The following is a 22,705-nucleotide window of genomic DNA, read 5'->3' on the forward strand; positions in this document are numbered from 1 at the left end:
CTTTTGCCTGATCAGTCGTCTTCGTGCATGTGCGACTGCAGGTAGTTTTCCAGGCCGACTTTCTGGATCAGGCCCAGTTGGGTTTCCAGGTAGTCGATGTGCTCTTCCTCGGACTCGAGAATGTCCTTGAGCAGATCGCGGCTGACGTAGTCATGCACGCTTTCGCAATGCACGATGGCGTCGCGCAGGTCCTTGCAGGCCTTGAGTTCCAGGTTCAGGTCGCACTGCAGCATTTCCTGGGTGTTCTCGCCGACCAGCAGCTTGCCCAGGTCCTGCAGGTTGGGCAGGCCTTCGAGGAACAGAATGCGTTCGATGAGCTTGTCGGCGTGCTTCATCTCATCGATGGACTCGTGGTACTCGTGCGCGCCGAGGCGCTTCAGGCCCCAGTCGTTCCACATGCGCGAGTGCAGGAAGTACTGGTTGATGGCGATCAGCTCGTTGCCGAGGATCTTGTTCAGATGCTGGATGACTTTCTTGTCGCCTTTCATGCCGGGGTCCTGCCGTGTGGAGTGGGAGAGATTGAAATTCTCGCCCCCTTATAACCACATGTCAAACATAAGTGCTTGAATTTGTTATAAAAAGGAATATGAATGCGAATGTTTTCATTCCGCATCCCGGCGCTAAATCCCTGAATTTCAGGCATAAAAAAACCGGGCAATGGCCCGGTTTCTTCGGAATTTCGGCTGAACTGATCAGCGGTATTTTTCTCAACCCGCCGCGTAGGCCAGGTTGTAGTTCATCGACTGGGCACTCTGCAGATCGCCGAGGGTATCGCGAACCACCTGCTTGGCCAGGCACGCGCACTTGCCGCATTGGGTGCCGACACCGGTGCATTCGCGCACTTCGCGGTAGTTGCAGGCGCCGTCGTAGATCGCATCGCGGATCTGGGTATCGGTAACACCGTTGCAGAGGCAGACGTACATGGTTGCACTACTTGTCGCTGTGGGGTTGTTGGAAGCGATACTAATAATAATGAGAATGATTGTCAAAAGTTGCCGAGGTCTCATTTCGACGGCCCGATAAATGGTCAACCGGTTCAATGAGTTAGCGCCGAGGCCGCGCAGATGTAGGTGTTGCGGGCGGGGTGTATGATGGCTGCCCCCACTGGAGTGGCGGGCTCTCAAGCACGGCAGTTTCGACCGGGCGGAGCCTCCACTCCCCAGCGCCTCACCATTAAGGAGAAGGAAATGAGCGTACTCGTAGGTAAGAAAGCTCCCGATTTCAACGTGGCCGCCGTGCTGGGCACTGGCGAGATCGTCGACAGCTTCGTGCTGTCCGAAGCCATCAAGGGCAAGTACGGCCTGGTGTTCTTCTACCCGCTGGACTTCACCTTCGTCTGCCCGTCCGAGCTGATCGCCCTGGATCACCGCATCCCCGACTTCCGGGCGCGCAACGTCGAAGTGATCGGCGTCTCCATCGACTCCCACTTCACCCACAACGCCTGGCGCAACACCCCGGTGGACAAGGGCGGTATCGGCCCGGTGAAGTACACCCTGGCCGCCGACATCACCCACGAGATCTGCAAGGCCTATGACGTCGAGTCCGAAGGCGGCGTGGCTTTCCGGGGGGCATTCCTGATCGACAAGAACGGCGTGGTGCGTTCGCAGATCGTCAACGACCTGCCGCTGGGCCGTAACATGGACGAGCTGCTGCGTCTGGTCGACGCCCTGCAGTTCACCGAGGAGCACGGCGAAGTCTGCCCGGCCAACTGGAAGAAGGGCGACAAGGGCATGGCCGCTTCGCCCGAAGGCGTTGCCGCCTACCTGGCCGAGCATGCCGGTAAGCTGTAACGCTGGCGGCCCATGAAAAAGCCCCGCAAGTGCGGGGCTTTTTCATTCAGGACGGCACGATCAGTGATCGTCTTCCATCCAGCCGCCGAATTCCTTCCAGCGGTTGACGATGCCGCAGAACAGCTCGGCGGTCTTCTCGGTGTCGTAGCGTGCCGAGTGCGCCTCGCGGTTGTCGAACTCGATGCCGGCAGTCTGGCAGGCCTTGGCCAGCACGGTCTGGCCGTAGGCGAGGCCGGCGAGGGTGGCGGTATCGAAGCTGGAGAACGGGTGGAACGGGTTGCGCTTCACGCCGCTGCGGTTGACCGCGGCGTTGAGGAAGCCCAGGTCGAAGCTGCTGTTGTGGCCGACCAGGATCGCCCGCTTGCAGCCGTTGGACTTCAGCGACTTGCGAATGCCACGGAAGATCTCGGTCAGTGCCTGCTCTTCCGGCACGGCCATGCGTAGCGGGTGGTCCAGCTTGATGCCGGTGAACTCCAGCGCCGCCTGCTCGATGTTGGCGCCTTCGAAGGGCTCCACACGGAAGAAGTAGGTGTGCTCCGGGAACAGGTAGCCACTCTCGTCCATGCCGATGGTGACGGCGGCGATTTCCAGCAGGGCATCGGTGCCGGCGTTGAAGCCGCCGGTCTCGACATCCACGACCACCGGCAGGTAGCCACGGAAGCGGCGCGCCATCGGGTGGCGCGGGCCGGGCGGGAAGGAACCGTCGAGTTCTTCTTCGAAGATTTCGTTCTCGTCACTCATGCCTCGGTCTCCAGCAGGCGCCAGCGCAGTTTTTCACCCGCGCGCAGCGGAACCACGTCGAAGTCACCGAACGGCAGCGCCGCCGGGGCTTCCCACTCTTCGCGGACCAGGGTGATGCGATCGCTGTTGCGCGGCAGGCCGTAGAAGTCCGGGCCGTGGAAGCTGGCAAAGCCTTCCAGCTTGTCCAGCGCATTGCGCTGCTCGAAGGCTTCGGCGTACAGCTCGATGGCGGCATAGGCGGTGTAGCAGCCGGCGCAACCACAGGCGGCTTCCTTGGCGTGGCGCGCGTGGGGGGCCGAGTCGGTGCCGAGGAAGAATTTCGGGCTGCCGCTGGTGGCCGCATCCAGCAGGGCTTCCTGGTGGGTGTTGCGCTTGAGGATCGGCAGGCAATAGAAGTGCGGGCGGATGCCGCCAACCAGCATGTGGTTGCGGTTGTACAGCAGGTGGTGCGCGGTGATGGTGGCGCCGACGTTGGCCGGGGCGGCCTTGACGAAGGCGGCGGCATCGCCGGTGGTGATGTGCTCGAAGACCACCTTGAGAGTCGGGAAACGCTCGACCACGCGGGTCAGGTGCTCGTCGATGAAGCGTTTCTCGCGGTCGAACACGTCGACCTCGGCGCGGGTCACCTCACCGTGCACCAGCAGCGGCAGGCCGACTTCGGCCATGGCTTCGAGCACATGGAAGATGTTGTCGACGCTGGTGACGCCGGAATCGGAGTTGGTGGTGGCGCCGGCCGGGTACAGCTTGGCGGCGTGCACGAAGCCGGAGGCCTTGGCGGTGCGGACTTCCTCGACGCTGGTGCGGTCGGTGAGGTACAGCACCATCAGCGGCTCGAAGCGGCTGCCGGCCGGACGGGCGGCCAGGATGCGCTGGCGGTAGGCGTCGGCTTCGGCGGCGTTGCGTACCGGCGGGACCAGGTTCGGCATGATGATGGCGCGGCCGAAGGTGCGCGCGGCGTCGCCGACGGTTTGCGCGAGTGCGGCGCCGTCGCGCAGGTGGATGTGCCAGTCGTCGGGGCGCAGGAGTGTCAGGCGGTCGGACATGCGGATTCCAGGGGTGCGGTTGCAGCGGGAAGAGGGTGAAATGCTACCGGAAAAGCCCGCCGCCGGCACTCGCTATCAAGTTTTGCCGAGGCTGACCGATAGAATCTGGGACGCCTTTTTACCTGTGTGGAAGCCATCGTGCGCCAGCCCTCTCTGCTCCTGCTCACTCTCTGCGCCAGCCTTCCGGCCTGGGGGCTGACCTTCCAGACGCGCATGGAGAGTGCGCAATGGACGGTGGCGGGCGACCAGTTCGAGTGCCGGTTGTCGCAGAGCGTGGCCGGTTTCGGCCTGGGCGAGTTCGTCTGGCGCGCGGGCGAGCAGCCGACCTTCCGCCTCAAGCCGCAGACCGGCTGGCTGGGCAGCGGTTCTGCGACCCTGCTGGCGGCCGCGCCGCCATGGCGCCCAGGGCAGGGCGACCTGAATCTGGGGGCGGTGCAGGTCGGTTCGGGCGACGTTCCCTTCAATAGTACCCAGCAGCAGGCCGGGCGCCTGCTCGGCGGCCTGCTGGAAGGTCGTGCGCCGGAGGTCCGCCACCGCACGCGCACTGGCGAGAACCTGCTGGTGCGGCTGATGCCGACGCGTTTCGCCGATGGATACACGAAATTCCAGGACTGCTCGACGAAGATGCTTCCGGTCAACTTCGACCAGGTGCGCCAGAGCCAGGTCGGCTTCCCGGACGGCGGTACCGAGGTCGACCCGTTGGGCCGCGCCAAGCTGGACATCATCCTGCAATATATGAAGGCCGATCCGACGGTGAACCGTATCGAGCTGGACGGCCACTCCGACAACAGCGGCAACCGTCTGGCCAACCGCGAGGCCTCGCGCAGCCGCGCCATCGCGGTGATGGAGTACCTCAAGGCCAACGGTGTGGCGGAATCGCAGATCACCGTGCGTTTCTATGGCGAGCGCTACCCGCTGGTGAAGAACAATTCCGCCGCCAACCGCGCGAAGAACCGCCGGGTGACGGTGAACCTGTCCCGCGAGGCGGTCGTCGAACAGGTTCCCGCCGAAGCCCCGCCAGCCCCCGCCGCCGCTGCGCCCAGCACGCCGGTTCCGGCTGCCAGCGCGCCCGCTCAGGGCGCCCCGGCAGCGCCATCGGCCAGCGCTGCCAATCCACCCTCCACGCCGCCCACGACTCCCAAGGGTTGAGCCGCGGCGTCGGGTCGCACCGACGATAGTATTTGTCGCTTTGTCGTCAAAAGCTGTCGCCCCTCTGTAAATTATTCCGAGCGGACAGTAGAATCGACCCCTTTCGTGACAACCCCCGTGGAGTTGAGTGGCATGGCGGACGTGAAGAAGGTAGTCCTGGCGTATTCCGGTGGCCTGGACACCTCCGTAATTCTGAAGTGGCTGCAGGATACCTATAACTGTGAAGTGGTGACCTTCACCGCCGACCTGGGTCAGGGCGAGGAGGTCGAGCCGGCCCGCGCCAAGGCCAAGCAGATGGGCGTGAAAGAGGTCTTCATCGAGGACCTGCGAGAAGAGTTCGTCCGCGACTTCGTCTATCCGATGTTCCGTGCCAACACCGTCTACGAAGGCGAGTACCTGCTGGGTACCTCCATCGCCCGCCCGCTGATCGCCAAGCGCCTGATCGAGATTGCCAACGCCACCGGCGCTGACGCCATCTCCCACGGCGCCACCGGCAAGGGCAACGACCAGGTGCGTTTCGAGCTGGGCGCCTACGCGCTCAAGCCGGGCGTGAAGGTGATCGCTCCCTGGCGCGAGTGGGACCTGCTGTCCCGCGAGAAGCTGATGGACTACGCCGAAGCCCACAACATCCCGATCGAGCGCCACGGCAAGAAGAAATCGCCGTACTCCATGGATGCCAACCTGCTGCACATCTCCTATGAAGGCGGCGTGCTGGAAGACACCTGGACCGAGCACGAAGAGGACATGTGGAAGTGGACCGTCTCCCCGGAGAAGGCTCCTGACGCGGCGACCTACATCGAGCTGACCTACCGCAAGGGCGACATCGTTGCCATCGACGGCAAGGACATGAGCCCGGCGCAGGTACTGACCGAGCTGAACCGCATCGGCGGCGCCAACGGCATCGGCCGACTGGACATCGTCGAGAACCGTTACGTCGGCATGAAGTCCCGCGGCTGCTACGAGACCCCCGGCGGCACCATCATGCTCAAGGCGCACCGTGCCATCGAGTCGATCACCCTGGACCGCGAAGTCGCTCACCTGAAGGACGAGCTGATGCCGCGTTACGCCAAGCTGATCTACACCGGCTACTGGTGGAGCCCGGAGCGCGAGATGCTCCAGCAGATGATCGATGCCTCCCAGGAACACGTGAACGGCGTCGTGCGCCTGAAACTGTACAAGGGCAACGTCATCGTGGTCGGCCGCAAGTCCGACGACTCGCTGTTCGACGCCAACATCGCGACCTTCGAGGAAGACGGCGGCGCCTACAACCAGGCCGATGCCGCTGGCTTCATCAAGCTCAACGCGCTGCGCATGCGTATCGCCGCGAACAAGGGCCGCAAGCTGTTCTGATAAGCTTGCGTCTCCCGTGACAAGCAAACCCCGGCCACGAGCCGGGGTTTGTGTTTATAAGCCCGTCAACCGGGCACCTGATGAGGAAAGAACCGATGAGACTGCTGCACACCATGCTGCGCGTCGGCGACATGGACAAATCCATCGCCTTCTACACCGAAGTCCTGGGCATGACCCTGCTGCGCCGCAAGGATTACCCGGACGGCCAGTTCACCCTGGCTTTCGTGGGCTACGGCAACGAGGACGACAACAGCGTCATCGAGCTGACCTACAACTGGGGTGTGGACAAGTACGAGCTGGGCACCGGCTATGGCCATATCGCCCTGGAAGTGGCCGACGTCTACAAGGCCTGCGAGGACATCCGCTCCCGTGGTGGCAAGATCACCCGCGAGCCGGGCCCCATGAAGCACGGCACCAGCATCCTGGCCTTCGTCGAGGACCCGGACGGCTACAAGATCGAACTGCTGTCGCCGCAGCGCAAGGACTGACCTTCCAGTCCTCGGAAACCCCGCCTCGAGCGGGGTTTTTCTTTTCCGGCGCGGGAAGTCGAGCCTTTGGCCAGGAAGGGCGCCCGAGCCTGCCTGGGGCGACAAAAGTTCGCAGGTTATCTCGTGCGGGCTCTCGTTCGTCGGGCGCAATGCCCGAGGCAGACACCGTGCAGTGCCTTTTCGGAGGCTGCTCCCGGCGCCTGGGGGATTAGGAATCATCTGATGTCCGCGAAGAACGCTGCTACGGATACTTCAGCCAGTATCCACGGGTTGCTCCCCGACGCCGCCAAGCTGGCCGGCCGGCTGCACCTTCGGTCCCTCGACGCCCAATTCCAATAACCAATCGCTTTTCCTTCCCCGCCGGCCCTCGTCTGCCGGTCGCTGCGATGCGTCTCCGAACCCCGTGGTTGAAGAAGGTCCGCAAGCCTGTCGGCTTGCGGCCGCCCTTGTGACCGGGAATGGCAGCGGCCCTGCCGCAGCTTTCCCCTGACTGCCGAGTTCCGAGGCCCATCATGGCTAAAACAATCGTTGTAATCGACAAGGCGACCCACGCGGCCACCGAGATCAACCAGGCTGACCTGACCCTTCGCGCACCCTCAGTCGTGAAGCTGGCCTTGAGCAAGGAGCAGGTCCTCAGCATGACCCGCGAAGGCAATGCCCTGGTGATCAAGACCCTGGACGGCGAGACGATCGTCATCCACGGGTTCTTCGGGGCGGCCGGTGAGCCGAACAGCGATCTGGTACTCGACAGCGGTGACGGCCATTACTGGGTTGCCGAGGTCAACGACGAAGGCTCGGTCTTCGCCAGTTACAGCGAAGTCGACTCGGTGGAGTCTCTGCTGGTAGCAGAAGGTGGCGATCAGGGGGCGTTGCCCTGGGTGCTGGGCGGCCTGGCCCTGGTTGCAGGCGGTGTTGCGGCCTCCAATAGTGGCGGCGGTGGCGGTCATCACGGCAGCAGCGGGCTCAAGGCTCCTACCGCCGAGCTGCAGGCAGGCGAGGCGGGCGGCCTCGTCGTCAGTGGCACCACCAGCCCCGGCGCCAGCGTTACCGTGACCTTCCCCGATGGTTCCAGCACGACCGTGGTGGCCGATGCCAACGGTCACTACCAGGCTTCCACCTCTTCGCCGCAGACCAGCGGCGGCGTGGACATTCACGTCGAGGATGGCAAGGGCAACAGCAGCGATGCCCATGTCGACTACACCGACACCACTGCGCCGAGCGCACCCAGCATCGAGGTGACTACCAACACCGATGGCAGCGTGACTGTCAGCGGTAACGCCGAGCCGGGTAGCACCGTGACCGTGACTTACCCGGATGGCAGCACCGGCAGTGTCGTCGTTGGCGAAGATGGCGGCTACAGCCTGACCTCTCCGCCCGACCAGCCCTCGGGCGAGCTGACCGCCAGCGCCACCGACGACGCCGGCAACACCAGCCCCGGCACCCAGTTGCCCTATGTCGATACCACTCCGCCGGCCGCGCCGAGCATCAGCGTCACCGAGAACACCGATGGCGGCCTCACCATCAGTGGCAGCGCCGAAGCCGGCAGCATCGTCACCGTCACCTTCCCGGACGGCTCGGTGGGTAATGTCATGGCTGACGACAACGGCCAGTACAGCATCACTACCCATGCGCCCCAGGCCAGTGGCGAAGTCAGCGCCACCGCCACCGACATCTACGGCAACACCGGTGAGCCCGGCAACCTGGCATACGTCGATAGCACCCCGCCGGATGCGCCGTTGCTCGATCCGCTGATTGCCCTGGAGGATGGTTCCGTCACCGTCTGCGGCAACGCCGAGCCCGGCTGCACCGTCACCGTGACCTTCCCGGACGGCTCCACCGGTACCACGGTCGCCGATGCGAACGGCGCCTTCGCGGTGACCTCCGTCAATCCGCAGCCCAACGGCGAGGTCAGCGCGGCTGCGACCGACCTGGACGGCAACACCGGCCCGGCCGCTACCGACAACTTCGCTGACAGCACCCCGCCCGGTGCTCCCGTCCTGGGCCCGATCATCACCAACGAAGATGGCAGCATTACCGTTGGCGGCAGCGCCGAGCCGGGCAGCACCGTCACCGTGACCTATCCGGATGGCTCCACCGGCTCCGTGGTCGTGGGTGACGATGGCAGCTTCACCTTCACCTCGCCTGAGAACCAGCCCACTGGCGACATCAGCGTCAACGCCACCGACGAAGCCGGCAATACCGGCGCCTCGGCGACCGAGAGCTATACCGATACCACCGCGCCGGAAGCGCCGAGCGTCAACGTCACCGCCAACGCCGATGGCGGCCTCACTGTCACCGGCAGTGCCGAAGCGGGCTCGACCGTCACTGTGACCTTCCCGGATGGCTCGACCGCCACGGCCACTGCCGGCAGCGACGGCAGCTACGAAATCACCACCCACGTACCGCAGACCAGCGGTGAGGTCAGCGCCGCCGCGACCGACGCGGCCGGCAATACCGGTGGTTCGACCACTTTCCCCTATACCGACAGCACCGCACCGCAAGCGCCGGTACTCGATCCGATCATTGCCAACGAAGACGGCAGCATTACCGTTGGCGGCAGCGCCGAGCCAGGCAGCACCGTCACCGTCACCTACCCGGATGGCAGCACCGGCAACGTAGTCGTCGGTGAAGACGGCTCCTGGTCGATCACTTCGCCGGAAGATCAGCCCACCGGCGAAATCAGTGTCAACGCCACCGACGAAGCGGGTAACACCGGAGCTTCGGTGACCGAGAACTATGCCGACACCACTGCGCCGGAAGCGCCGAGCGTCAACGTCACGCCTAATGCCGATGGCGGCCTGACCGTAACCGGCAGTGCCGAAGCGGGCTCGACCGTTAGCGTGACCTTCCCGGATGGCTCGACCGCGACGGCCACCGCCGGCAGCGACGGCAGCTACGAAATCACCACCCACGTGCCGCAGACCAGCGGTGAGGTCAGCGCCGCCGCGACTGACGCAGCCGGTAACACCGGCGACTCGACCAGTGTCACCTATACCGACAGCACTGCACCGCAAGCGCCGGTTCTGGACCCGATCGTCACCAACGAGGACGGCAGCATCACAATCGGTGGTAGCGCCGAGCCAGGTAGCACGGTGACCGTCACTTACCCGGATGGCAGTACCGGCAACGTAGTCGTCGGTGAAGACGGCTCCTGGTCGATCACCTCGCCGGAGAATCAACCCACCGGCGACATCAACGTCAACGCCACCGACGAAGCCGGCAATACGGGCCCGTCAGTCAGCGAAAGCTTCACCGACACCACCGCCCCGGAAGCGCCGAGCGTCGATGTGACGGCCAATGCCGATGGCGGCCTGACCGTGAGCGGCAGCGCCGAACCAGGCACGACCGTCACCGTGACCTTCCCGGATGGCTCGTCCTCCACGGCCACCGCCGGCAGTGACGGCAGCTACGAGATCACCACCCACGTCCCGCAAACCAGCGGTGACGTCAGTGCAGCCGCGACCGACGCGGCCGGCAACACCGGCGACTCGAGCACTTTCCCCTACACCGACAGTACCGCACCAGAAGCGCCGGTTCTGGACCCGATCGTCACCAACGAGGACGGCAGCATCACCGTTGGTGGCAGCGCCGAGCCAGGTAGCACCGTGACCGTCACCTACCCGGATGGCAGTACCGGTGACGTAGTCGTCGGTGAAGACGGATCCTGGTCGGTCACCTCGCCGGACAACCAGCCCAGCGGTGAGATCAGCGTCAACGCCACCGACGAAGCCGGCAATACCGGGGCCTCGGTGACCGAGAGCTACACCGACACCACCGCGCCGGAAGCGCCGAGCGTCAACGTCACCGCCAACGCCGATGGCGGCCTGACTGTCACCGGCAGCACCGAACCGGGCACCACCGTCACCGTGACCTTCCCGGATGGCTCCACCGGCACCGCTACGGCAGGTGGCGATGGCAGCTACAGCGTCACCACGAACGTGCCGCAGACCAGCGGCGATGTCAGCGCCGTCGCGACCGACGCCGCCGGCAACAGCGGTGACTCGACCACCCAGGGCTACACCGACAGCACCGCGCCGTTGGCTCCAGTTCTGGACCCGATCGTCACCAATGACGACGGCAGCATCACCATCGGCGGCAGCGCCGAGCCGGGCAGCACCGTGACTGTGACCTATCCGGACGGCTCCACCGGCAACGTAGTCGTCGGTGAAGACGGCTCCTGGTCGATCACCTCGCCGGAAAACCAGCCCACTGGCGACATCAACGTCAACGCCACCGACGAAGCCGGCAATACCGGCCCGTCAGTCAGCGAAAGCTTCACCGACACCACCGCCCCGGAAGCGCCGAGCGTCAACGTCACCGCCAATACCGACGGCGGCCTGACCGTGACCGGTAGTGCCGAGCCGGGCACGACCGTCACCGTCACCTTCCCCGACGGCAGCACCGGCACGGCCACCGCCGGCCCCGACGGCAGCTACGAAATCACCACCCATGTACCGCAGACCAGCGGTGAGGTCAGCGCGACTGCGACCGACGCCGCCGGCAATACCGGCGACGCCACCACCCAGGGCTACACGGACAGCACCGCGCCAGAAGCGCCGGTTCTGGACCCGATCGTCACCAACGAGGACGGCAGCGTCACCGTCGGCGGCAGCGCCGAGCCGGGCAGCACCGTGACCGTCACCTACCCGGATGGCAGTACCGGTGACGTAGTCGTCGGTGAAGACGGCTCTTGGTCGATCACCTCGCCGGAGAACCAACCCACCGGCGAAATCAGCGTCAACGCCACCGATGAGGCCGGCAACACCGGCCCGTCGGTCAGCGAAAGCTTCACCGACACAACCGCCCCGGAAGCGCCGAGCGTCAATGTCACGGCCAATGCCGACGGCGGCCTGACCGTGACGGGTACGGCGGAAGCGGGCAGCACCGTCACCGTGACCTTCCCCGATGGCAGCACCGGCACGGCAACCGCTGGCACCGATGGCAGCTACAGCGTCACCACCACGGTGCCGCAGACCAGTGGTGAGGTCAGCGCCAGTGCGACCGACGTCGCCGGCAATAGCGGCGACTCGACCAGCGTCACCTACACCGACAGCACTGCACCGCAAGCGCCGGTACTCGACCCGATCGTCACCAACGAAGACGGCAGCATCACCCTCGGTGGCAGCGCCGAGCCGGGCAGTACGGTGACCGTGACCTACCCGGACGGTAGCACCGGCTCCGTGGTGGCCGGTGAGGACGGCAGCTTCACCCTCACCTCGCCGGAGAACCAACCCACCGGCGAGATCAGCGTCAACGCCACCGACGAAGCCGGCAATACCGGGGCCTCGGCGACCGAGAGCTACACCGACACTACCGCGCCGGATGCACCAAGCGTGAATGTCGCGGCGAATGCCGACGGCGGCTTGACCGTGACTGGCACGGCGGAAGCCGGCAGCAGCGTGACGGTGACCTTCCCGGATGGCTCCACCGGTACGGCAACCGCCGGCTCCGATGGCAGCTACAGCGTCACCACCCAGGTGCCGCAGACCAGCGGTGAGGTCAGCGCTACTGCCACCGACGAAGCCGGCAATACTGGCGATTCGGCCTCCCTTGCCTATGTCGACGACACGGCACCGCAAGCGCCGGCCCTGGACCCGCTGCAGAGCAATGCCGACGGCAGCATCACGGTCAGCGGTTCGGCCGAGCCAGGCAGCACGGTCAACGTGACCTATCCCGACGGCAGCACGGGTTCCGTGGTGGCCGGCGAAGACGGCAGCTTCACCCTCACGTCTCCGGCTGGCCAACCCAGCGGCGATGTGACGGCCAGCGCCACCGATGAGGCCGGCAACACCGGCCCGTCGGCTACTGGCGAGTTTGCCGACACCACCGCACCGGAGGCGCCGAGCGTCACAGTCACCGCCAATGCCGATGGCGGCCTGACCGTCAGCGGCAGCGCCGAGCCGGGTAGTACGGTGACCGTGACCTTCCCCGATGGCTCCACCGGCACGGGCACCGCTGGTGGCGATGGCAGCTACAGCATCACCACCACGGTTCCGCAAACCACCGGTGAGGTCAGCGCGACCGCGACCGACGCCGCCGGCAATACCGGCGATGCCACTTCCCAGGCCTACACCGATAGCACCGCGCCGCAGGCGCCGGTACTCGATCCGATCGTCACCAATGAAGACGGCAGCATCACCCTCGGCGGCTCGGCCGAGCCGGGCAGCACGGTGACTGTCACCTACCCCGACGGCAGCACCGGCTCCGTGGTGGCGGGTGAAGATGGTTCCTGGTCGACCACCTCGCCGGAGAACCAACCCAGCGGCGAAGTCAGCGTCAATGCCACCGACGAGGCCGGCAATACCGGTCCATCGGCGACCGAGAGCTATGCCGACACCACCGCGCCGGATGCACCGAGCATGACTGTCACGGCCAATGCCGATGGCGGCCTGACCGTGTCGGGTACGGCGGAAGCCGGCAGCAGCGTGACGGTGACCTTCCCGGATGGCTCCACCGGTACGGCAACCGCCGGCTCCGATGGCAGCTACAGCGTCACCACGAACGTGCCGCAGACCAGCGGTGAGGTCAGCGCCACTGCGACCGACGCCGCTGGCAACACCGGCGATGCCACGACTCAGAGCTACGCCGACAACACCGCGCCGCAAGCGCCGGTACTCGACCCGATCGTCACCAATGACGACGGCAGCGTCACCGTTGGCGGCAGCGCCGAGCCAGGTAGCACCGTCACTGTCACCTATCCCGATGGCAGCACCGGCAGCGTCGTGGCGGGCGAAGACGGCAGCTTCAGCATCACTTCGCCGATCAACCAGCCGAGCGGTGACGTGAGCGCCAAGGCTACCGACGAAGCCGGCAATACCGGTGACTCGGTGACCGAGAGCTACACCGACACCACCGCCCCGGAAGCGCCGAGCGTCAATGTGACGGCCAATGCCGATGGCGGCCTGACCGTGAGCGGCAGCGCCGAGCCCGGTTCGACCGTTACCGTGACCTTCCCGGACGGTTCCAGCGACACCGTCACGGCAGGTAGCGACGGTAGCTACGGGATCACCACCCACGTACCGCAGACCAGCGGTGAGGTCAGCGCCAGCGCCACCGATGCCGCCGGCAATACCGGCGACGCCACCACCCAGGCCTACACCGACAGCACCGCGCCGCAAGCGCCGGTACTCGACCCGATCGTCACCAATGACGACGGCAGCGTCACCGTCGGCGGCAGCGCCGAACCGGGCAGCACCGTGACCGTGACCTATCCGGATGGCTCCACCGGCGACGTAGTCGTCGGTGAAGATGGTTCCTGGTCGATCACCTCGCCGGAGAACCAGCCCACCGGTGAAATCAGCGTCAATGCCACCGACGAAGCCGGCAACACCGGCGCCTCGGTGACCGAGAGCTATACCGACACCACCGCACCGGAAGCGCCGAGCGTGACTGTCACGGCGAACGCCGATGGCGGCTTGACCGTGAGCGGCAGCGCCGAGCCGGGCTCGACCGTTACCGTGACCTTCCCGGATGGCTCCAGCGACACCGTCACGGCAGGTAGCGATGGTAGCTACGGCATCACCACCCACGTGCCGCAGACCAGCGGTGAGGTCAGCGCCAGCGCCACCGATGCCGCTGGCAATACCGGCGACGCGACCACCCAGGCCTATACCGACAGCACCGCGCCGCAAGCGCCGGTACTCGACCCGATCGTCACCAACGAAGACGGTAGCGTCACCGTCGGCGGCAGCGCCGAGCCGGGCAGCACCGTCACCATCACCTACCCGGACGGCACTACCGGCTCCGTGGTAGCGGGTGAAGACGGCTCCTGGTCGATCACCTCGCCGGAGAATCAGCCCAGCGGTGACCTCACCGTCAAGGCCACCGACGAAGCCGGCAATACCGGCGCCTCGGTGACCGAGAGCTACACCGACACCACCGCGCCGGATGCACCGAGCGTGAATGTCGCGGCGAATGCCGATGGCGGCCTGACCGTGACTGGCACGGCGGAAGCCGGCAGCACCGTGACCGTTACCTTCCCTGATGGCACCACCGGTACAGCCATCGCCGGCTCCGATGGCAGCTACAGCGTGACCACCACGGTTCCGCAGACTTCCGGCGAGATCAGCGCGACCGCCACCGATGCCGCCGGCAACACCGGCGACGCCACTGCACAGAGCTACACCGACAGCACTGCTCCGCTGGCGCCGGTACTCGATCCGCTCGTCACCAATGAAGACGGCAGCCTCACCATTGGCGGCTCGGCCGAGCCGGGCAGCACGGTGACCGTCACCTATCCCGACGGCACCACCGGCAGTGTGGTGGCCGGTGAGGATGGCAGCTTCACCCTCACGTCTCCCGCCGGCCAGCCCAGCGGCGATGTCACCGCCAAGGCCACCGACGAAGCCGGCAATACCGGCCCGTCGGCCACCGGCGAATTCGCCGATACCACCGCACCGGACGCGCCGAGCGTCAACGTCACGGCCAATGCCGATGGCGGTCTGACGGTGACCGGCAGCGCGGAGGCGGGCAGCACCGTGACCGTGACCTTCCCGGACGGCAGCACCGCGACCACCACGGCAGGCGGCGATGGCAGCTACAGCATCAGCACCCAGGTGCCGCAGACCAGCGGTGAGGTCAGTGCAACCGCCACCGATGCCGCCGGCAACACCGGCGATGCCACCACCCAGGCCTACACCGACAGCACTGCGCCGCAAGCGCCGGTCCTCGACCCGGTCGTCACCAACGAAGACGGCAGCATTACAGTCGGCGGCAGCGCCGAGCCGGGCAGCACCGTCACCATCACCTACCCGGACGGCACTACCGGCTCCGTGGTAGCGGGTGAAGACGGATCCTGGTCGGTCACCTCGCCGGACAACCAGCCCAGCGGCGAGATCAGCGTCAACGCCACCGACGAAGCCGGCAACACTGGCGCCTCGGTGACCGAGAGCTACACCGACACCACCGCGCCGGATGCCCCGAGCGTCAACGTCACGGCCAATGCCGATGGCGGCCTGACGGTAACGGGTACGGCAGAGGCGGGCAGCAGCGTCACCGTAACCTTCCCGGATGGCTCTACCGATACCGCCACGGCGGGTAGCGATGGCAGCTACAGCATCACCACCCACGTACCGCAGACCAGTGGCGACGTGACCGCCAGCGCCAGCGACGCGGCTGGCAACGTAGGCGACAGCACCACCGTGGGCTACACCGACACCGGTGCGCCACAATCGCCGAGCGTGAACGTCAGCGCCAATGCCGATGGCGGCCTGACCGTCAGCGGCAGCGCGGAGGCGGGTAGCACCGTTACCGTGACCTTCCCGGACGGCTCGACTGCCTCGGTGACCGCCGGCAGCGATGGCAGCTACGAAGTCACCACCCACGTCCCGCAGACCAGCGGTGACGTCAGCGCCAGCGCCACCGATGCCGCTGGCAACACCGGCGCGCCCACGGTCGAGAGCTACAGCGACACCCAGGGCCCGCAGGCTCCGAGCGTCAACGTCACGGCCAACGCCGACGGCGGCCTGACCGTCAGCGGCAGCGCGGAGGCGGGCAGCAGCGTCACTGTGACCTTCCCGGATGGCTCCACCGACACCGTCACGGCGGGCAGCGATGGCAGCTACAGCGTTACCACCAGCACTCCGCAAACCACAGGCGAGGTCAGCGCCAGCGCGACCGACGCCGCCGGCAATACCGGCGCCGCGGCCACCGTGGACTACACCGACAGCGGCGCACCGCTGGCGCCGAGCGTGAACGTCGGCGTCAATGCCGATGGCGGCCTGACTGTCAGCGGCAGCGCGGAGGCGGGCAGCAGCGTCACCGTGACCTTCCCCGATGGCAGCACCGGCACGGCGACCGCGGGCACCGATGGCAGCTACAGCGTCACCACCCACGTCCCGCAAACCAGTGGTGACGTCAGCGCCAGCGCCACCGATGCCGCTGGCAATGCCAGCGCCCCGACGGTCGAGTCCTACACCGACAGCACCGCACCGCTGGCGCCGGAACTGGAGCCGCTGGTGACCAACGGTGATGGCAGCGTCACCCTCACCGGCAGCGCCGAAGCGGGCAGCACCGTGACCGTGACCTTCCCGGACGGCACCACCGGCTCTGTGGTCACGGGCAGCGATGGCACCTTCAGCATCACCTCGCCGGCGGGGCAGCCCACCGGCGATGTCACCGCCAAGGCCACCGACGAGGCGGGCAATACCGGCCCGTCGGCCACCGGCGAATTCGCCGACACCACCGCACCGGATGCGCCGAGCGTGAACGTCAGCGCCAATGCCGACGGTGGACTGACCGTCAGCGGCAGCGCGGAGGCGGGCAGCACCGTTACCGTGACCTTCCCGGATGGCAGCAGTACCACCACGACCGCCGGCAGCGACGGTGCCTACAGCGTTACCACGACGGTGCCGCAGACCACGGGTGAAGTCAGCGCCACGGCGACCGACAGCGCCGGCAATACCGGAGACGCCGCCACGGTGGGCTACACCGATACCGGCGCGCCGCAGTCGCCGAGCGTGAACGTCAGCGCCAACGCCGATGGCGGCCTGACCGTGACAGGCATGGCGGAGGCGGGCAGCACCGTCACCGTCACCTTCCCGGACGGCAGCACCGGTACGGCGATCGCGGGCAGCGACGGTAGCTACAGCGTCACTACCCATGTTCCACAAACCTCCGGTGAGGTCAGCGCGACCGCTACCGACGCAGCGGGCAATAGCGGCGCCGCCGCTACGGTGGACTACACCGACACCGGTGCTCCGCTGGCACCGAGCGTGAACGTCACGGCCAATGCCGATGGCGGCCTGACCGTGAGCGGCACGGCGGAGGCGGGCAGCAGCGTCACCGTGACCTTCCCGGATGGCAGCACCGGCACCGCGACTGCGGGTTCCGACGGCAGCTACAGCGTCACCACGACGGTTCCTCAAACCAGTGGTGAAGTCAGCGCGACCGCCACCGATGCCGCCGGCAATACCGGCGGCGCGGGTACCGCGGACTACACCGACAGCGCTGCGCCGCTGGCGCCGAGCGTGAACGTCACGGCCAATGCCGATGGCGGCCTGACCGTGAGCGGCATGGCGGAGGCGGGCAGCAGCGTCACCGTGACCTTCCCGGATGGCAGCACCGGCACCGCGACTGCGGGTTCCGACGGCAGCTACAGCGTGACCACCACGGTTCCACAGACCAGTGGGAATGTCAGTGCATCGGCCACCGATGCCGCCGGCAATGCCGGTGCGTCGACGGTCGAGAGCTATACCGACAACACCGCACCCCTGGCGCCGGTACTCGATCCGCTGGTGAACAATGCTGATGGCAGCGTTACTGTCAGCGGCAGCGCCGAAGCGGGCAGCAGCGTCACTGTGACCTACCCGGATGGCACCACTGGATCGGTAACCGCCGGCTCCGATGGCCGCTTCAGCGTCACCTCGCCGGTCGGCCAGCCCAGCGGTGAGGTCAGTGCCAGTGCCAGTGATGCCGCCGGCAACAACGGCCCGTCGTCTGCTGCCACCTTCACCGACACCACAGCGCCGACTGCGCCGAGCGCCAACGTCGCGGCGAACGCTGATGGCGGCCTGACCGTGAGCGGTACGGCCGAGGCGGGCAGCACTGTCACCGTAACCTTCCCGGATGGCACCAGCGGCACGGCAGTCGCCGGCACCGACGGCAGCTACAGCGTCACCACCCATGTGCCGCAAACCAGCGGTGACGTCAGCGCCCTGGCGACCGACGCAGCCGGCAACAACGGTCCGGCCACTACCGCCGCCTACACGGACACCAGCCTGCCGCAAGCGCCGGTGCTCGACCCGCTGGTGAACAATGCCGATGGCAGCGTCACCGTCAGCGGCAGCGCCGAAGCGGGCAGCAGCGTCACTGTGACCTACCCGGATGGCACCAGCGGATCGGTGACCGCCGGGACCGATGGCCGCTTCAGCGTCACCTCGCCGGTTGGCCAGCCCAGCGGCGAAGTCAGCGCCAGCGCCACCGACCTGGCGGGTAACGTCGGCCCGGCTGCCACCGCAGACTTCACCGACACCACCGCACCAGGTGCGCCGAGCGTGAACATCACGGTCAACGCCGATGGCGGCCTGACCGTGAGCGGCAGCGCGGAGGCGGGCAGCACCGTCACCGTGACCTTCCCCAGCGGCGCTACCGGTACGGCCATTGCCGGTTCCGACGGCAGCTACAGCGTTACTACCCACGTCCCGCAGAGCACTGGCGAAGTCAGCGCCGCTGCCACCGACGCGGCCGGCAACACCGGTACGTCCGCCTCCGCGGACTACGCCGACAGCACCGCGCCGCTCGCTCCCAGCGTGCTGGTCAACGCCAATGCCGACGGCACCCTGGTGGTCAGCGGCAACGCCGAAGCCGGCAGCAGCGTCACCGTGACCTTCCCCGATGGTACGCAGCAGACCGTCACCGCCAGCGCCGCGGGCACCTACAGCGTTACCAGCGCTGGAGCCCAGGGCAGCGGCGAGGTCAGCGCCGTAGCCACTGACGCCGCCCATAACAGCAGCGCCAGCGGCAGTGCGCACTACGCGCTGGCGACTGTCAGCGGCATCTCCGAAGACAACGGCCTGAACAGCGGCGACTTCATCACCAACGACAACACCCTGGTGGTCAGCGCCACCGTGGACGGCCAGCTCAACGCCGGCGACAAGGTGCAGATATCCATCGACGGCGGCCAGACCTGGCACGACGCCGTCGATCAGGGCAACGGCACCTATGTCTTCGACAACAGCGGCACCACCCTGGGCGATGGCGACTATGTGTTCATGGCCCGCGTGGTCGGCAGCGAAGGCAATGTCAGCCTGGCTGGCAGCCAGGCGGTACAGATCGATACCCAGGGTCCGTCCGCCAGCCTCACCATCAGCTTCGATGGCATCAGCGACGACAACGGCTACCTCGGCAACGACTTCGTCACCAACGACAATACGCTGCTGTTCCACGGCCACCTGAGCCAGAACCTGGCGGCTGACGAGGGTGTGGAAATCAGCCTCGACGGTGGCCAGACCTGGCAGCGCGTCGAGGTCAACGGCACCGACTGGAGCTTCGACAATACGGGCAAGGTACTGGGTGACGCGGTGTACGACGTGCAGGTACGGGTGGTCGACGATGCCGGCAACGTCGGCAACAGCGCCAGCCACAACGTGCAGATCGATACCGACGGACCGAGCGCCGACAAGACCATTACCCTCGACGCCATCAGCGACGACAATGGCGCCCAGGGCAATGACTTCATCACCAACGACAACACCCTGGTGTTCTCCGGCAAGCTGGGCGTTGCCCTCGGCGCCGGCGAAGGCGTGGAGATCAGCCTGGATGGCGGCCAGACCTGGCAGCGTGCCGAGGTCAATGGCACCGACTGGCGCTTCGACAACACCGGCAAGGTGATCGCCGACGGCAGCTACACCGTGGTTGTGCGGGTGGTGGACGACGCCGGCAACATCGGCCAGAGCGCCCAGCACGACCTGAGCATCGACACCCAGGCGCCGACCTTCACCAGCTTCGTCCTCGACCTGGATACCGCCAGCGACAATGGCAGCAGCACCACCGACAACAAGACCAGCGTGATGACGCCGAGCTTCACCGGCACTGTTGCCGGTCTCTCCGCGGCGGACGCTGCGGCTGCCGCGGCGGGCAAGATCACCGTGATGCTGTTCGACGACAAGAACGGCGACGGCGTCTATGGCGAGGGCGATGTCCTCTACGCCCAGGACCTGGCGCTGACGATGAACGGTACCGGCGGCACCTTCAACGTGACGCTGCCGTCGATGTTCGATGGCAGCTACAACATGAAGGCGGTGCTGGTGGACGAAGCGGGCAACCGCTCGCAGGTCGGCCTGCTCGACAACAATGCCGATGCCAGGCTGGTCATCGACGTGGCCGGTACGCCGTCGGTGGCTTCCAGCACCCAGGCCGCCGACGGCCTCGGCCTGTCGATGTCGTCCATCGGTGACTTCAATGGCGACGGCTACGAGGACTTCGTGGTCTCCGCGCCGCATGACATCTATGGCTCCACCGCGGCCTACCAGTCGGACATCTATGTGCTCTACGGCAGCGCCAATGGCCTGCCGTCGTTGAAGAACATCGACAACCTGACACCCGACCAGGGCTTCCGCATCAAGCAGAGCGGTGTCACCGGCACGGGGGGCGACTCCGGAATCCAGGGGCAACTGGTTACCAACCTCGGCGACATCAACGGCGATGGCTATGACGACTTCGCCATCACCGGCACGCTCAACGACCGCGCCTACATAATCTTCGGTCGTGAAGGCAACACCCTCAGCACCCTCGATCTGCAGAGCCTGGAGAATGGCGCCACCGCCAATGGCTTCGTGATCAAGAACAACAACACCGGTGGCTGGCCGGCCAACAGCATCAGCGGTGGCGACATCAATGGCGACGGCTACGCCGATCTGATCATCGGCTCGCCCGACGGCAACGGCGGCAACGGCATGTATGTAGTGCTCTATGGCCATGCCGGGGATGCGGGCAGTTCCGCCTGGAGCAACCTGCTGCTGCGCAACTACGCCAGCGACGCCGATCCGGGTGGCCTCTACTACGCCACTGGTGCGACCTCGTCCACCCTGGGCTCGCGCGTCGAGAACCAGACCAACGTGCGCACCACCTATGCGCCCGATGCCGATTCCGACCTCGGTTCGGTGATCAAGATCATCGGCGACGTCAACGGCGATGGCTATGCCGACTACATCGTCACCGCCCCACGTACCAATGGGCTGACCGGCAGTACCGTTACCAACAGCGGCACCGCCTACCTGATCTGGGGCAGCGCCAACGGCCTGGGCAACAGCTACAACCTGGCCAACCTGACACCCGACCAGGGCGTGCGCCTGGTGGGTTCGGAAACCGGCGAGTGGCTGGGGGGCGCGACGGTGGACCAGGGTGGCGGCGAGCTGAACGCTGGCCAGTGGTATGCCGAGTTCTCCTCGATCCAGAACATCGGTGATATCAACGGCGATGGCATCGAAGACTTCGCCATCGGTTCGCCGGGCTGGGGTGACAGTGCCGCCGATACCTCCGCACCGGGCCGTGTCTATGTGATCTACGGCAAGGAGGCCGGCGTAGCCTGGGCTGACATCAAGCTGGGCAACCTGAATGGCAGCGATGGCTTCATCATCTCCAGCAGCAGCAACGGCACCGCCATCAGCGGCTCGACGACCACCGCAAATGGCCAGCTCGGCTATGCGGTCAGCTCTGGCGGTGACGTCAACGGCGACGGCATCGACGACTTCCTGATCGGCATGCCCGGCTACGACAACGGCGTCACCAACCGTGGCGCGGTGTACCTGGTGTACGGTCGCGCCGACGGCAGCTTCGACGCCAATACCGACCTGGACGCGCTGGTCGCGGCCGGGCTGGCGGTGAAGTACACCGGGGTCAACGCCAATGACTATGCCGGTACCGGCCTGGCCATGGGCGACTGGAATGGCGACGGCATCGCCGATTATGGCTACGGCGTCTGGCAGAGCGACACCGGAGCGACCAACGCCGGTGGCTACAACATCTACAGCGGCTCCATCGCGCTGCTGACCCACAGCTACACCGTCGGTGACGACGAAATCTGGGCCGGCACCACCAGCCCGGGAGCGTCCGTCATCAACAACGGCGTGGACATCATCAGCGGCGGCCAGGGCAACGACATCATCCACGGCATCGGTACCGACACCACTGGTACCACCGATACCAGCGTGCAGCATGACGTGGCCATGGGCGGTGCCGGCAACGACACCATCGGTCTGGTCGGGACGACGTTCACCCGGGTCGACGGTGGCCTGGGCATCGATACCCTGAAGTTCGAGGCCTCCGGCCTGCAGCTGGATCTCACCAGCTACGGCACGCGGGTCAAGGGTTTCGAGATCTTCGACCTGGGCAGCAGCCAGGAGGGCAGCGGCAACAACACCCTCTCGCTGCGCCTGGCGGACGTGCTCAAGCAGGTCGACACCACCAGCGCCGAGGTGCCCAACCTGATGATCAAGGGTGATGGCAGTTCCACCGTGGACCTGGCCGAAACGGTCGGTTCCGGCGGCTGGGAAGTCAGCGGCAGCAAGAACGTGAACGGCGTCGATTACGACATCTGGCACAACGCGAGCATGGGGAGCAACACCAATGCGGACCTGCTGATCCAGCACGGCATCAACGTGGTCTGACGACCGGGGCGAGGGGCGCTGCGTGGCCGGCGCCCCTC

The 22,705-nt window shown here is 66.2% G+C and carries 9 protein-coding genes; 5 read left to right on the plus strand and 4 right to left on the minus strand.

Translation table 11 applies throughout. The annotated features are described in order from the left end of the window. Positions 1-11: 11 nt before the first annotated feature. The gene (bfrB, locus tag FAS41_RS06120; RefSeq protein WP_138520721.1) at positions 12-488 is read right to left on the minus strand and encodes a bacterioferritin BfrB; all 477 of its coding nucleotides are present in this window, start codon (positions 486-488) and stop codon (positions 12-14) included. A gap of 219 nt (positions 489-707) precedes the next feature. Beyond that, positions 708-923 carry a bacterioferritin-associated ferredoxin gene (locus FAS41_RS06125; RefSeq protein ID WP_138520722.1) on the minus strand — a complete coding sequence of 72 codons (216 nt, stop codon included), beginning with the start codon at positions 921-923 and terminating at the stop codon, positions 708-710. A 264-nt stretch (positions 924-1,187) separates the two neighbouring features. Between FAS41_RS06125 and FAS41_RS06130 the strand changes: the two genes are divergently transcribed. Beyond that, entirely contained in the window at positions 1,188-1,790 is a 603-nt protein-coding gene (locus tag FAS41_RS06130) for a peroxiredoxin (RefSeq protein ID WP_138520723.1), read from the plus strand. 60 nt (positions 1,791-1,850) lie between these two features. Here the strand turns inward: FAS41_RS06130 and rnt are convergent, their stop codons facing one another. Together rnt and pyrC are read right to left on the minus strand one after the other, a co-directional pair. Continuing rightward, entirely contained in the window at positions 1,851-2,531 is a 681-nt protein-coding gene (gene rnt / locus FAS41_RS06135) for a ribonuclease T (protein WP_037011317.1), read from the minus strand. Next, a complete protein-coding gene (gene pyrC, locus FAS41_RS06140) occupies positions 2,528-3,574 on the minus strand; it encodes a dihydroorotase (RefSeq protein ID WP_138520724.1) in 1,047 nt (348 codons plus the stop codon). The genes rnt and pyrC overlap by 4 nt, the downstream gene beginning before the upstream one ends. Positions 3,575-3,712: 138 nt before the next feature. Here pyrC and FAS41_RS06145 point away from each other — a divergent pair, with 138 nt between their 5' ends. From FAS41_RS06145 to FAS41_RS06160, 4 genes are all read left to right on the plus strand, one after another. Continuing rightward, the gene (locus FAS41_RS06145; RefSeq protein ID WP_171049447.1) at positions 3,713-4,723 is read left to right on the plus strand and encodes a flagellar protein MotY; all 1,011 of its coding nucleotides are present in this window, start codon (positions 3,713-3,715) and stop codon (positions 4,721-4,723) included. A 132-nt stretch (positions 4,724-4,855) separates the two neighbouring features. Further along, positions 4,856-6,073, plus strand: a complete 1,218-nt coding sequence (locus tag FAS41_RS06150) for an argininosuccinate synthase (protein ID WP_138520725.1) — start codon at positions 4,856-4,858, stop codon at positions 6,071-6,073. Between the two features lie 95 nt (positions 6,074-6,168). Next, on the plus strand, positions 6,169-6,561 hold the full coding sequence (gene gloA, locus FAS41_RS06155; RefSeq protein ID WP_017521018.1) for a lactoylglutathione lyase: 393 nt from the start codon (positions 6,169-6,171) through the stop codon (positions 6,559-6,561). Between the two features lie 512 nt (positions 6,562-7,073). Next, positions 7,074-22,667 (plus strand): Ig-like domain-containing protein, encoded by a 15,594-nt coding sequence (locus FAS41_RS06160; RefSeq protein WP_171049448.1) that lies wholly within the window; start codon positions 7,074-7,076, stop codon positions 22,665-22,667. Positions 22,668-22,705: the final 38 nt, after the last annotated feature.

Source organism: Pseudomonas nicosulfuronedens (assembly GCF_005877905.1).
In the GTDB taxonomy this organism is placed as follows: Bacteria; Pseudomonadota; Gammaproteobacteria; order Pseudomonadales; family Pseudomonadaceae; genus Pseudomonas; species Pseudomonas nicosulfuronedens.